Genomic DNA, 13,711 nt, shown 5'->3' on the forward strand with positions numbered 1-13,711 from the left:
CGATCTGCAGATAGCTTACTCAATAAATGTATTTTTTATGAATTACCATCACCAGCTGGATAAGGAGAAGCATCATGTGCAGCGCTTTTTCGGTGCCAAGGCCTTGTCTCAACTCATTTATCACAATCTGGTTCATACCGAGTCGGTGGTGGCAAGTGCTGTCAAAATTGCAAATCATTATAAGCTCGACGACCGCGATACTTTTATCGTGGTCACGTCGGCATGGTTTCACGACATCGGCTACTGTACCGGTGAGGCTACGGGACATGAGGAACGAGGTGCGGATCTGGCGGCCGGCTTTCTGAGGGAAGATGGTGTTGATGAAAGTGTCGTGATCGAGGTCATGGGTTGTATCAAGGCGACGGTATGGCCGCAAAAACCGGAAAACCTGCTACAGCAAATCGTTTGCGACGCAGACTTGTTTCATCTGGGCACGCCTGAATTTGGTGACTGGAACAAGTTGGTCAGAAAGGAAGCCGAACAGCGGTTAGGAAGGAAGATAGACAAGTCCGAGTGGCGGAAAAGCACAATCAAGTTACTGGAAACACATCGGTACCAAACTGATTTTTGCCGTGACCTGCTCGACAAACAGAAGAAGAAGAACCTCGAAAAGCTGAAAGAAAAAGAGCTGGAAGCCGGCGAAGAAAAAGAAGAAGCGGTGGAGATATCTTCAAAAGATGACGCATTTTCACCTGAAATCACAGATGGTAAAAAATCGAAATCCGACAGGCCTGACAAGGGTATTGAAACCATGTTCAGGATCAGCTCCAATAACCATCAACGGTTGAGTGATATGGCTGACAACAAGGCCCATATCATGATCACGACCACCTCGATCATCATCTCCGTACTACTGAGTGTACTGATCCGCAGGTTGGAAGATAATGCATATCTCATCCTGCCCACTACGATGCTGCTGACGGTATGCATGGTCACAATGGTTTTTTCTATTTTATCCACCAGGCCGACGATTCCGCACGGGACGTTCACGCAGGAGGATATTGATACTAAAAACGTAAACCTGCTTTTCTTCGGAAACTTTTACAGAATGTCGTTCAACGACTATTCCAATGGCATGCAGCGGATGATGAACGACAGGGAATTTTTATACGGGAGCCTTACCAAAGATGTGTATTCGCAGGGAGTAGTTTTGGGGAGAAAATACAGGCTGTTGCGCATTGCCTATAACGTGTTCATGTTCGGAATTGTCGTGTCGGTGATCACCTTTGTGCTCGCCTCATTGATTTTTGAACATTGATAATTGTTTAACCTTGTGATTGCTGGTGTTTTTACCTACAATTCAAAGGTAGGTGCTTGTTGTTGGTGACGACACCAGTGGCAGTGTGAGTGACAGCACCAACAATGACATCAGACAACACCAATATTGGCGCGAAACCAACAATAGTATGAAGTGAGAGCTTCAAAACGCCATTAAGATATTAGCAAATGCAGATCTACAAATATGACAGTGCGCTGCGCCTCATCGGTTTACTGATCGCCGGCTGTATCCTGGCGGGCTGCAATGCCACAGAAAAGAAACAACCTGTCAGTCAGGATTATGATCTGGACAGTCCCGATAAGTTCAATATGCCTGAGAGCCTTTTTGAAATATCGGGCATTGCGTTTGATCACGGCAACAGCGATACTGTTTATGCCATAGAGGATGAAGATGGCAAGTTGTTCAGGCTCGCCTGGGATATCAGCAAGCAGTACCATTCCAAATTCTCTAAAAAGGGCGATTATGAGGATCTTGCGATTCTAAAAGACACCGTATTTGTGCTGAAAAGCAACGGTGTGATTTTTTCCTTTCCACTGTCGGAAGCGGTTTTCGAGGAGCCGGAAGGTGTGCGGGAACGAAAGGGATTGCTCCCCAAAGGTGAATATGAAGGAATGTACGGGGACGAAGCTTCGGGGGACTTATATATTATCTGTAAAAATTGCCCGGGAGACGATTCCAAGAGCAGTGTTACCGGGTACATTGTCAATCCCGCCGATTCGGCGAAAGCGCCGCGTACTTTTTCTATCGATGTCGACGAAATTAAAGCTGTCAACGGCAAGGTATCCAGAGGTTTTCGTCCGTCGGGCATTGCAAAAAATCCTCTGACCGGCGACTGGTATATTATTTCGGCAGTCAATAAACTGCTGGTCGTGGCAGACGGCCGGTGGAAAGTGAAAAATGCTTATCCCTTAAATGGAAACCTTTTTATCCAACCTGAAGGTATTGCTTTTGATAAAGCAGGAAACCTTTTTATCTCCAGTGAAGGCGACGATTTGTTTGCCGGAAATATCCTGAAATTCAAAAAAATGGGGCACTAGCGCCCGACAATCATTAAATACAAGGCATGATTGCATATGTACGTCTGATACTTTTTGGGTTGTTGCTGGCCGGCATGTCTTCCTGCGCCAGCTACAAGCCGCATTATTCCAGGGAAGGTGCGCAATGGACTGCTGCCGCGCCTGATCCTAAATTGGAATTGAAGCACACCATGTATTTGATTGGTGACGCCGGAAACGATTCGCCGGAAAACCGAGCACCGGTATTGGAATATCTGAAAGCCAGGCTGGCCAAAGAATCCAAGAACAGCTCCGCCATTTTCCTGGGCGACAACATTTACGAATCGGGTATGCCACCTTCCGAAGATTCGGTGGACCGGGGTGTAGCCGAGTACCGCATTAATTCCCAGCTGGAAACACTCAACGAATTCAAAGGCCGGCCGGTTTTTGTGCCGGGCAACCACGATTGGCGTGGATGGGGTGTCAAAGGGTTGAAAAGACAGGAAAAGTATATCAATAAATACCTCAATGAGCGACGGGGAAAAGAAAACAAGGACGACTGGGAAAACTATTTTATGCCGCCTGATGGTTGCTCCGGCCCGGAAGTTATCGAGCTGAACGACAACGTTGTCGTGATCGTCGTCGATTCTCAATGGTGGCTGGCCGATTGGGACCGGGATTCCAGAATCAATGACGGCTGCGAGATCAAGAACCGCGATCAGTTCAAATTTATTTTTGAAAACGTCGTCAGGAAATACAGAAATAAGAATGTGGTGATTGCGATGCACCACCCTCCTTACACCTATGGCCCGCATGGCGGACGCTTCACGCTCAAGCAGCACCTTTTCCCGCTCACCGAATTCAATCCGCACTTGTATATCCCGCTTCCTGGGTTAGGGAGCCTGAGCGCACTGTTCCGTGCTACGATTGGTTCTCGCCAGGATGTTGCCAATAAGCATTATAAAGACCTTCGTGCCGGGCTGCTGGCCGGGGCCAAAAAGAACGGGAAATTCATTTTTGCCAGCGGACACGAGCATGCATTGCAGTTTATCGAAAACGATGGACAGGAGTACATTGTAAGCGGCAGCGGTTCCAAGCACAGCCCGGTGAGTCTGGGCAAAGGGTCGTTGTATTCGTCCTCCTCGCTGGGTTATGCGACGCTCAGCTTTTATGAAGGAGGCGAAACCTGGGTGAAATACTGGAACGTAACACCCGATGGCAAAGATGCAACACTGGCATTTCAAAAGAAAGTAAAAGACAGGCAGGTCTCTGAAATCCCGGATTCGGCTTCTTTCACCGAATACAATCAGCATGCAGATTCGACGACCCGGTTTGTTACCAGCAACGAAATCAAACCGATCGGAAAGTTTCATAAATTCCTTTTTGGCGAGCATCACCGGCCTCTTTATCTTGAAAAATACCCATTCCCTGTGTTGGATCTCAGTACTTACAAGGGCGGCCTGTTGCCGGTAAAGCAAGGCGGGGGTAATCAGACCAACTCACTGCGGCTGAGGGGCAGTGACGATAAGGAATATTCTCTACGGGGATTAACCAAGGACGTCAGCCGGTTTTTGCCATTCCCATTTAATCAAATGGTTGCTGCCAAGTATCTGGTAGAGGATAACTTTCTATCGACCAATCCATTTGCCCCGCTTTCTATGCCACTGATGGCAGATGCGGTGCATGTGTACCATACCAATCCCCGGCTTTATTATGTCCCGGCGCAGCCTGCATTGGCAACTTATAATGCTCTTTTTGGAGGTACTATGAATTTGCTGGAAGAGCGGCCGGATGGGAAAAAATGGAAGCAGGCCGATTTTTTCGGCAATCCAGATAAGATCGTAAGTACCCCCGAACTGGTCGAAAATATCCTGGAAAGCAGTAAGCACAGGATCGATGAAGAATGGGCGGTACGTACGAGGTTGTTCGATTTTCTGGTCGGCGACTGGGACCGGCATGACGACCAATGGGCGTGGTCGTCGGTGAAGCAAAAGGATGGGACCATTGTGTACCGTCCCATACCCCGCGACCGTGACCAGGCCTTTTCCAAATACGATGGTTTACTGACAGGCGTTGCCCGCCTTACCCTGCCGTTTTTGCGCCAGTTGCAATCGTTCAGTCCCGAAATACAGAGTATGAAATGGACTACCTGGAGCGCACGGTTGTTTGACAGGACTTTCCTGAATGAGCTGAGCTGGGAGCAATGGGAGCAGCAGGTCAAGATGATCCAGAAAAACCTGACAGACGATATCATTGTCAGGTCATTTGACGACTGGCCGCAAAAGGCCAGGGAAATTGCCTCCCCTGCTTTGATAGCAGGCATCAAGTCGCGCCGCGACAACATGATGAAAATTGCGCGTACACATTATGAATTTATCAGTGAATCGGTCAATGTGATTGGCACAGAGGAAGAAGAGCGATTTGTAATTGAGCGGCTCGATGGAAATCGCACGAGCGTGACAGTTTATGAAACAGGCAAGGAGGGGCGCATCAAGCACCAAAACTACCATCGGGTGTTCGAAGGTGAGGTCACCAAATTCATCAATATCTATGGCAACGGAGACAACGACGAGTTTATCGTCAAAGGGGATGTCAACAAAGGAATTAAGCTGCGGCTGATCGGCGGGCTGGGCAAGGATACATTCACTGACAGCTCACACGTATCTTCCGGAAAAAGAGCAGTCGTTTTTGACGATAACGGAAACAACAAGGTTATCCCAGGTTCGGATGCCAGGGTGAAAACCACCAATTTATATCGCTACAATGTGTACGACCGGAGAGGGGCTGAAAGCAATTATAATATTTCGATCCCCTTCCCGGTGTTGGGGGCCAACCCGGATGACGGGCTATTCATCGGCGCCAATGTGAATGTGACCAAATACGGGTTCAAAAAGGAGCCTTATAAGTCAGTTCAGAATTTTGGCGGGAGATACGCATTTCATACCAAGGGCTTTGGCTTCAACTACACCGGCGATTTCATCAATACTTTCCGGAATTTAGATTTTTACCTGGATACTTACTACCGCGGGCCGACTTATGCATTTAACTATGCCGGTTTAGGTAACAATAGCGAAAGGATCGCTGACAATGCCAATTATTACCGGGTAAGGCAAAGTGTATTGCACGTGTATCCCGCCCTGAAAAAAAGGTTTGCAGGAAATAGCGGTTTTATCGCACTGGGCCCATTTTTTGAAGCATCGGACGTTCAGGAAACGGCAGGCCGGTTTATTACCAGTACGGAAAACGGTTTGCCCAAAGATATTTTCGATACCAAATATTTTGGCGGTGCAAGATTTCTGTTCGACTTCAATAGTGTCGACAATATCTTCTCTCCGCATTCGGGTATCCGTTTCCGGACGGGGCTGAACTGGACGTCAAATCTCAAAAATGATAACAATTTTGGCGCATTGCGTGCCCAGTTCTCTTTTTATAAGAACCTCGACCAAAGCGAAAACTTTATTGTAGCATCGCAGATAGGTACCGGTGTGAACTTCGGGCATGCTTACGAGTTTTTCCAGATGCCTACCATTGGTGGGAAACAGGGCCTCCGGGGTTATCGTACAGAACGTTTTTATGGAAAAAGCACGATATGGCACGATACCGACCTGCGTGCGCGCATTGGCAGCAGCTATAACCCGACCCTGCCTTTAACTTACGGGGTTTTCGGGAGCTTTGATTACGGACGCGTATGGATGGGACACGACGACCCTTCCGAAAACTGGCATTATAGCTACGGAGGCGGAATATGGCTGGCCCCGGTCGACATCCTGACAATAGCCGTTGGCGCATTCATTCCCAAAGAAAAGAAGGAAGAAAAACCCAGGATCGCCTTTCAGGTAGGCTTTTGGTTCTGATTTTCGGCCCCGCTACGCGTACGGTGCATTGTGCTGTGGTTCACTAAACTCATTGACATCCATTGCCCCGAAATCATTCAGGATATCGGTGGCCAGCAGGTTCTCTGCGCTGAAAAACGTGTGAACAGTCACCATTGCGCCGTTCCGGTTGCTTTCGTCGGAAGTCCAGGACTTGTGGTACACACTCCGTCTGTCCGATGTGTCGGTCATCTGGCCATCGGTGACGAGTTCGTCGTTAGTGTCAACACGGTCGTTGATTTCGATGCATTGGTTACTGAAACCGTTTTCAATCAGTGCGCGGCGGGCTTTCCGGGCTACGTCGCTATTTTCGAAAATTCCAATGACTGTTTGTGACATGATGCTGATTTTTAATGTGGCGGAATGCATAATAAGCTCAGACGGAATGCGACAATTTTTCGTAAGAATTGTGCCGCACCTTGCTGGCAGCCGGAAATTAAACGTTTATTTTTTTTCAAGCACGCTCAGGTTTCCGCTACCTTCCAGGTAGCATTCCTTGACATTTTTAATGTTTGCCACGCCTTTTTCGCGCAGATAACTTTGCAAATCCTCTTCCGTGATCAATTCTTTTTTCATATTGAGATGTTGATATTTACCGTCTTTAATCAGCAGCTTCGGCTCGGCCTGTAAAAAAAGGTTGAAACGTCTGGACTTGAAGCCAAGCCAGTCTATCGCCCAGTCCCAGAAAACCAGCGTACCTAAGAGTGTCACTCCCTCCGTAATACTCTGATAATCCCCGGCCATTGCATTCTGAGCAGCATCGCCAATCAGGATGATCAGTAAAATATCGCTCACGCTGAACTGGCCGGTCCCTCGGCGAAAAAAGCGAAGTAAAAGATAAATGGACCAGTAAGTGAGCGTGCCGCGGATGAAAATCTCTAGGAGGGATGCCTTGGGCATCCATAGATCATGCCAGTTAATGTGAAGAAAATTTTCCATAGTCGGGCAGTAGTATGGTGATTATGTTGAAAGATGTAAAATACAGGTTTTAATCCGATCCTTCTCATGAATGCCAGCACTTAATAAAAGTGTTAGGCTGGGTCACTGTTTTTTATTTTACATTAAAACATCAATGGCTAAATTAGGCTATCAAAGATCCTGACCTTATGAAACGAAGAAAAGTACTACAAAGACTATCATCTTTTCCATTACTGACTGCTTTGCCCGATCCATTGGCACGGAAGAAGCGTGACCTGATCAGCGAACTGGGTATCCGATCTTTTATTAATGCGGCAGGTACGCTTACCTATATGTCGGGTTGCATCATGCATGATGAAGTAGTGGAAACGATCGAAAATACGTCCAGGCACTTTTGTATGATCGATGAAGTCCAGGATAAAGTGGGAGCAAAAATTGCAAATATGGTGCATTCGGAGGCTGCTATGGTAACTTGTGGTGCATTTTCGGCCATGACCCTCGGCCTCGCCGGTGTGCTCACCGGTCAGGATATAAAAAAGGTCGAACAACTTCCAAACCCGGAGGAAAACGGCATGAAATCCGAGGTGATCTGCCAGAAGTCGCACAATGAGCGTTATAACCATGCATTCCTGAACACCGGGTGCAGGATCGTAGAGGTGGAAACGACGGGGGACTTGGAAAAGGCCATTAATGAAAAAACGGCTTTGATGCATTTTCTGAATATTACTGCCCATGCGGGACAGATCCGACATGAAGAGTGGGTCGCGCTCGGTAAGAAGTATGGAATCCCTACATCCATCGACATTGCCGCAGATGTTCCCCCTGTTTCCAACCTCTGGAAATTCAACGACATGGGCTTTGATATGGTGTTCATCTCCGGGGGAAAAGCCATGCGGGGGCCGCAAAGCGCGGGTATCCTGATGGGAAAAAAAGAGTTTATAGCCGCCGCGCGGCTGAATGCACCGCCACGCGGCTTCACCGTCGCAAGGGGTCATAAGGTAAACAAAGAGGAAATTCTCGGCATGTACATAGCCCTCGAAAAATTCATTTCCGGCGATCACGAGAAGGAATGGGCCAGTTGGGAAGCCCAGATCGCGCGAATCCGTAATTCGGTGGCAGATATTCCAGGGATTACAACACAGGTTTCTGTTCCCGAACTTGGTAATATCACACCTACCCTGACCATTCGCTGGGACAACAGCGTCAACCTCGCAGGAAAAACGCTGCGGGACAAGTTGCGTTATGGCAGTCCGTCTATAGAAGCGGGGTTTGCCGGGTTGCCGCTATACCATTACCAGGCAGGTTCCGATTCCGTTGACCCTGCTATGGCCGAAACGCTAAAGGGCGAAAACCTGATCAGGGTGACAGCCTGGATGCTGCAGCCGGGAGAGGACAGGGTCGTCGGCAGGAGGATCAGGGAGGAACTGCTAGCCGCGCAACGCTGCTAGCTTTTTGGGGTTCTTTTTAATAATTCAACCTTTTGATACAACTCGATGATCGTTGTTACATCCAGCTTTTCGAAAATTCTGAACTTATAGGTGCTTACTGAACTTCCCGCGATATTGAGCTGGGTGGCGATTTCTTTGGTCCATTTACCTTCCAGAAGCAAATTCATCACTTCGAGCTCACGTTGCGACAAATTTTCCAATGGATTTACCGGTTTGGAATTATCCTCCGGCGCGTTTTTAAACAACAGGCTTTGAATACGGCTGCTCATATACCGGCCGCATTCTAATACTGCCAGTATCGCCTCTCTTACCTCCTGGATGGAGGCGTTTTTGGACAGGAACCCATTGGCCCCAGCCTTCAGATAATGTACGGTGTACAAAGCTTCATCCAGGGCGGAAAATATCAGGATCAGCACCTCAGGCTGCAGTTCCTTGATTTTATAGACCATATTGACACCTTCTCCGGCAGGAATATCGATGTCGAGCATGACCATGTCCAGATGTTCCGTGGAAACCAATTGCATGGCGTTTGTAAAGTCCGCAGCTTCAAATAGGGTTACCGGGTTGATCAATTCTTCAATGACAGACCTGCTGGCGAGCCTGACAATAGCATGGTCCTCAACAATTAGAATACGTTTCACAGATGTAGGGGTAAGTGGTAACAACATTCTGTTCAGGGCAGCATCGTGTCCGAGAAGGACGCCCTCAAGTCCTCAATTTCGTGTTGTAAAAGCCAATTGTGGAAATCTGTAACATTTTGTGGCTGGTAATGTACAATTCTCCCGTCCGTCAATAAAATTGTAAACACTTTGCAGGCATGAATGTACTTTTTTAACTGTATAACACAATAGTCAAATCCGGGAAAGAAATAGTTCGTTTTCATTTTAGTCGGCTTTTTGCTTTGGCCGGGTTAACGGATAAAGCGTGCATAAGCAGCTGTTTTGATCAGAAAATTGAAACAAGCATGCCGATTTCTTTAAAAACAGGCTATATCATGTGTCGTTTAATTTATTCTACAAAAAATGAGCTGGGCTGTTGCAGAGCTTGTTTCGAGCGACACAGCTATAACGGAAAACCGCGATGTGGCACTATCACCGTGCCCAACGGCCCTTATAGGCAATTCCAAATGGCTGGAACGGATTGATGCTGTAAGTATTACGGAACTTTGCAGAAGTTTTATGTAAGCAAAATCAGCATAATTGTGTCAACAGAATTGAAGTCTTCTGTATCAGTTACAAGATTTTGTCAAATAGTTCTTATTATTCTTAACTTCCCCAAAACTTAGTTGACTATTGAGAATCATATTGGAGTCCGGTTTGCACAGGCGGATTCTTGCGCTATTTTTTACGATTACTTTTTTGACGTCCCTGGCCGGGAGGGCACAGAGGGGTTATAACGTCATACATTATACCGACGAAAACGGCCTGCCCCAGAACAGTGTAAAAAGCCTGGCAGCCGATTCGAAAGGGTTTATATGGATGGCTACCGAAAACGGTTTGGTGCGATTTGACGGAATTCGTTTCTATCAATTCGACAAATCGATTCTCGGAACATCCACAAACCGATTTCTGCCACTCCAGCCTTCCATTGCGGCATACACCGAAGGGGGCCCTGCAAAAGGCCTGAACGAAAAGCCCGCCGGAAGGATGTACGCTTCAGTTGATTTTGACCAATTCGTGAGAATCGAGGGGGGAAAGGCCCAATTGGATACCGCTTATTTTGAGAATACCATCAGCAAATTGCCTTGTTTTCAGCCCGGATTTTACCACACCAGCCTATCTGTTGGGTTGCCAAGCTGGTTGAAACAGGTGGCTGACCCTGTGAAATATATCGTGGCCGACAGTTACGGACGGGGGACTTATTATGTGATTGACAGCAGCCGTGTCAAATATTACGCCGGTATCGGTAAACAATATGAACTTTCGTTTAAAGGTCATTGGTGGAATTACTTTTTGCGGAAGCAGACATTGTATTACCTGAGCGATCATGAAGGTTTGCTGAAAATTACCGGTCAAAAAGTGGAACGGGTTGACATTGGCGGCGACCTTGCAAGGGATAATGGTTACGGCAGGCCGTTATCGGGACTGAAGATCTATTGGAATATTATGGCCGATCAGGCCTACTTTTATTTGGGTAGAAGGCTGTACCAGCTTGGCGAAGAGCGGGACGGGCTGATGAATACGACGTTGGTACTCGAAGATTTTGATCTCGAAAAACAACAGATACAGGCTGTATACCGCGACAGCAATACGCAGAATTTGTTTTTAGGAAGCTTGTCCCAAGGGCTGTTTGTGCTGACCAGGCAACCATTTAAAAGTCTCATTCCTCCCGATGATATGGTTGACAATGTCTTTTACGCTCAGGTTGAAAGAAAGGATCATGCTATCCTCACGCCAAACGGAGTGGTCGTTCGAAAGGATCCGGCTACGGGGATCGCAAGGTTCAGTAATGATCCTTTCCTGCAAAAAATAAACCCCGCGGACAAGCGCAGCCTGACTTTTGACCAAAATTCGATGCTTTGGGTCAAAAACGGTTCCACGCTCTATATGCTGGACCCCAATGCAGAAAAAATCATCCGAAAATGGCATTTAGGCAACGAGATCAAGCACATTTACCTTGACAGCGGCGGGGTGGTATGGATCGCCACGGGAACTTCCGGCATTTATACACTGAATGCGACCCATCCTGGCGAGAGGCCCGTGCTAATACACAGCCACGCAAAAGCAACCTATTTTACGAACAACGGCAGACAGGTGCTGGCAGGCACAACCGAAGGACTTTACATTTTTGACAGATTTACAGGCAAGAACAAGTTTGTGTCCGAAACCAGGAATATTTATATAAAAAGTGTGCATTCCGATCCTTCGGGAGGTATTTGGATGACCGCGATCGGGGAGGGGATCCTATTCTACCATAAAAATAGGCTGTACCGTTTTCCCCTCGACAAGAATAAGTACCTGGGCAGTCCGCATTGCCTTGTAAATGACGGCAAAGGTTATTTTTGGGTTACGACGGACAAGGGATTATTCCAGATTTCGATCAGCGATCTGCATGAGTATGTGAAATCGCCCTTTTCAATATTCTATCAGTACCACGCCAAGGATGAAGGTTTCAAGACCAACGAATTTAACGGCGGCTGCCAACCTTGTGCGGTCAGGTTATCTGACGGTTCCGTTTCACTGCCTTCGCTGGTAGGACTGGTTTGGTTCAGGCCAGAGCAGGTGCCTGTTCACTTACTGTCAGAGACTATTGTGCTCGATAAGGTATTTGTCAATAACCAGGCAATCACCGTCCCGGGCGATACCGTTGTCCTGCCCGTGGATCCGGTCAGGGTTGAATTCGATTTTTCAACTCCGTTTTTTGGAAACCCCTATAATCTGAACTTATCTTATGCGCTGGTCGACCCGGATCAGAAAGTTCTTGCAAGTGATTGGATTTCGCTGCCCGGATCCGATTTCAACGTCATTTTTTCTAACCTGGCCCACGGGACACACCATTTACTGATCCGAAAGCTGAGCGGTTTTGGAAGAAAAAACTTTACGGTCCGTACAATAGTGGTGATCGTCCCGCCGCGCTGGTACCAGACTTTATGGGCTATCATTCTGGGCGTGCTTTTGCTGGGTTTTGGTATTTTTCTTTATAATAGGTTTAGACTGAGGAAAATATCCGAAGAAAAGGCAAAGTTGGAAGACCTCATTGCCAAACGTACTGCACGGCTCAACGATGCGCTCAAAGACGTTGAAGCTTCCAAAAATGAAATGGCCCGTCAAGTGCATATGCTATCGCGATTGCTTACGTCCATGACCCATGATATCCAGTCACCCTTGAACTACATCCGGCTCACCTCCGGTTCTATCCCCGATATGGTCGAAAAAGGCGAACTGGGAACGGTGTCGGAGATAGGGCAGGTAATTTCGGACTCTTCCGGGCGAATGGGTGACCTGTTAAGAGGTCTGCTCGACTACATAAAAGTGTACGTTTATGGAAACAGGATGCAATTTCAGCAAGTTGCGATCAGGAAGCTGGTTAACAACAAATTTGAAATTTTCAGGAATGGGATCGAGCTTCAGGGAAACGAATTCCATAATGAGGTACCCGAGGACGTGACCGTCAATTCGGACGAGCAGATGCTGGCGATCATGGTGCACAATCTGATCGACAATGCGATCAAGTTTACCAGCAACGGAGTAATACGTGTTTATACCGAAACTACCGGCCAGCAGGTGAAGCTGGTCATCGGCAATACGGGCAGAAGTCTCAGCAGCGATATGCTGGATTTTATCAATGCGGATACGGAGAAGGCGAAACAAATGATCAGGCCCTATGGCAGGAACACCGGCCTGGGTTTACTGATTGTCAAGGAAATAGCAGAAGTGATTCAGGTCGGCCTTTATGCGGAACAAACTGATTGCACCTGTTTCATCCTTACTTTCAAAATCGCTTAAAGCTGCCTCAGTAAGGAAACTTTTTTATAGAGTTCGATAGAATCCATGACCTCCAGCTTGTCAAAAATCCTTCTTTTGTAGGTACTTACTGTGTTTTCTTTTACATTCATAATGCTGGCGATTTCCTTAGTCCACTTTCCTTCTGTCAGCAGTTGCATTACCTGCATTTCGTTAGGTGAAAGCCTCGTAATAGGGTTTGCCTCTCTGCCCATTTGCCTGGTTTTCGGATTGTTCATCATCAGGTGATGGACAGGGTCGCTCATATATTTGCCTGTGGTGTTTATCGCCGCCAACGCTAGTTTAAAATCTTCCGGAGGCGCTTGTTTGGACAGAAAGCCGTTGGCACCTGCCTTGATATATGGCAATGCATATACGGTTTCATCATATCCGGAGTGAATCAGAATGAGGATATCAGATTGTTTACTGCGGATCATGCTGATCATTTTGATATTTTCCCCACCAGGTACATCGATATCCAGGATCAGCAGATCAAATCGCTCATTCTGGAGCAAGCCCAGCCCTTGCGGAAAGGTGTTGCACTGGATAATGGAAGCCTCCGAATCCGCCTCATTTATCAGCATTTTGAGCCCTACTCTGATCAGGGGATGGTCTTCAATAATCAAAATCTTCATATTATTTCAGGGGGAATTCATGGACTATTTGACGGAAGTTAAATTTAGCATTTTAAACGTAGAAATGACACGTTGTCCTTGCCTGATATACAGGGACAAGCCGGTTGAGCAGGAAAGTTTTA

The 13,711-nt window shown here is 47.2% G+C and carries 9 protein-coding genes; 5 read left to right on the top strand and 4 right to left on the bottom strand.

Going from position 1 to position 13,711, the window contains the following annotated elements:
- Positions 1-37: 37 nt before the first annotated feature.
- The 3 genes from AC1XUF_RS20515 (at position 38) to AC1XUF_RS20525 (ending at position 6,128) form a co-directional block, all read left to right on the top strand.
- Positions 38-1,258, top strand: coding sequence for a Pycsar system effector family protein (locus AC1XUF_RS20515; protein WP_483343700.1), 1,221 nt, complete (start codon positions 38-40; stop codon positions 1,256-1,258).
- 188 nt (positions 1,259-1,446) lie between these two features.
- On the top strand, positions 1,447-2,316 hold the full coding sequence (locus tag AC1XUF_RS20520; RefSeq protein ID WP_483343701.1) for an SdiA-regulated domain-containing protein: 870 nt from the start codon (positions 1,447-1,449) through the stop codon (positions 2,314-2,316).
- Positions 2,317-2,342: 26 nt separating this feature from the next.
- On the top strand, positions 2,343-6,128 hold the full coding sequence (locus AC1XUF_RS20525) for a metallophosphoesterase (RefSeq protein ID WP_483343702.1): 3,786 nt from the start codon (positions 2,343-2,345) through the stop codon (positions 6,126-6,128).
- A 12-nt stretch (positions 6,129-6,140) separates the two neighbouring features.
- On the opposite strand, the gene AC1XUF_RS20530 is transcribed toward AC1XUF_RS20525, so the two are convergent.
- Both AC1XUF_RS20530 and AC1XUF_RS20535 read right to left on the bottom strand, forming a co-directional pair.
- The gene (locus tag AC1XUF_RS20530; RefSeq protein WP_483343703.1) at positions 6,141-6,485 is read right to left on the bottom strand and encodes a hypothetical protein; all 345 of its coding nucleotides are present in this window, start codon (positions 6,483-6,485) and stop codon (positions 6,141-6,143) included.
- 105 nt (positions 6,486-6,590) lie between these two features.
- A complete protein-coding gene (locus AC1XUF_RS20535) occupies positions 6,591-7,085 on the bottom strand; it encodes a DUF421 domain-containing protein (protein ID WP_483343704.1) in 495 nt (164 codons plus the stop codon).
- A gap of 167 nt (positions 7,086-7,252) precedes the next feature.
- Here AC1XUF_RS20535 and AC1XUF_RS20540 point away from each other — a divergent pair, with 167 nt between their 5' ends.
- Positions 7,253-8,512, top strand: coding sequence for an aminotransferase class V-fold PLP-dependent enzyme (locus AC1XUF_RS20540; RefSeq protein ID WP_483343705.1), 1,260 nt, complete (start codon positions 7,253-7,255; stop codon positions 8,510-8,512).
- Here the strand turns inward: AC1XUF_RS20540 and AC1XUF_RS20545 are convergent.
- Positions 8,509-9,153 (bottom strand): response regulator, encoded by a 645-nt coding sequence (locus AC1XUF_RS20545; RefSeq protein ID WP_483343706.1) that lies wholly within the window; start codon positions 9,151-9,153, stop codon positions 8,509-8,511. The genes AC1XUF_RS20540 and AC1XUF_RS20545 overlap by 4 nt on opposite strands.
- 651 nt (positions 9,154-9,804) lie before the next feature.
- Between AC1XUF_RS20545 and AC1XUF_RS20550 the strand changes: the two genes are divergently transcribed.
- A complete protein-coding gene (locus AC1XUF_RS20550; protein WP_483343707.1) occupies positions 9,805-12,957 on the top strand; it encodes a sensor histidine kinase in 3,153 nt (1,050 codons plus the stop codon).
- Here the strand turns inward: AC1XUF_RS20550 and AC1XUF_RS20555 are convergent.
- The gene (locus tag AC1XUF_RS20555) at positions 12,954-13,589 is read right to left on the bottom strand and encodes a response regulator transcription factor (protein ID WP_483343708.1); all 636 of its coding nucleotides are present in this window, start codon (positions 13,587-13,589) and stop codon (positions 12,954-12,956) included. The two genes, AC1XUF_RS20550 and AC1XUF_RS20555, sit on opposite strands and share 4 nt — an antisense overlap.
- Between the last annotated feature and the right edge of the window lie 122 nt (positions 13,590-13,711).

It is taken from the genome of Dyadobacter sp. HNCC25DJ185, from assembly GCF_056895195.1.

What these genes read in the sequence shown, in the direction of transcription:
- AC1XUF_RS20525 (WP_483343702.1), top strand. Translation starts at nt 2,343, where the DNA reads ATGATTGCATATGTACGTCTGATACTTTTTGGGTTGTTGCTGGCCGGC.
- AC1XUF_RS20530 (WP_483343703.1), bottom strand. Translation starts at nt 6,485, where the DNA reads ATGTCACAAACAGTCATTGGAATTTTCGAAAATAGCGACGTAGCCCGG.
- AC1XUF_RS20540 (WP_483343705.1), top strand. Translation starts at nt 7,253, where the DNA reads ATGAAACGAAGAAAAGTACTACAAAGACTATCATCTTTTCCATTACTG.
- AC1XUF_RS20555 (WP_483343708.1), bottom strand. Translation starts at nt 13,589, where the DNA reads ATGAAGATTTTGATTATTGAAGACCATCCCCTGATCAGAGTAGGGCTC.
- AC1XUF_RS20520 (WP_483343701.1), top strand. Translation starts at nt 1,447, where the DNA reads ATGCAGATCTACAAATATGACAGTGCGCTGCGCCTCATCGGTTTACTG.
- AC1XUF_RS20515 (WP_483343700.1), top strand. Translation starts at nt 38, where the DNA reads ATGAATTACCATCACCAGCTGGATAAGGAGAAGCATCATGTGCAGCGC.
- AC1XUF_RS20535 (WP_483343704.1), bottom strand. Translation starts at nt 7,085, where the DNA reads ATGGAAAATTTTCTTCACATTAACTGGCATGATCTATGGATGCCCAAG.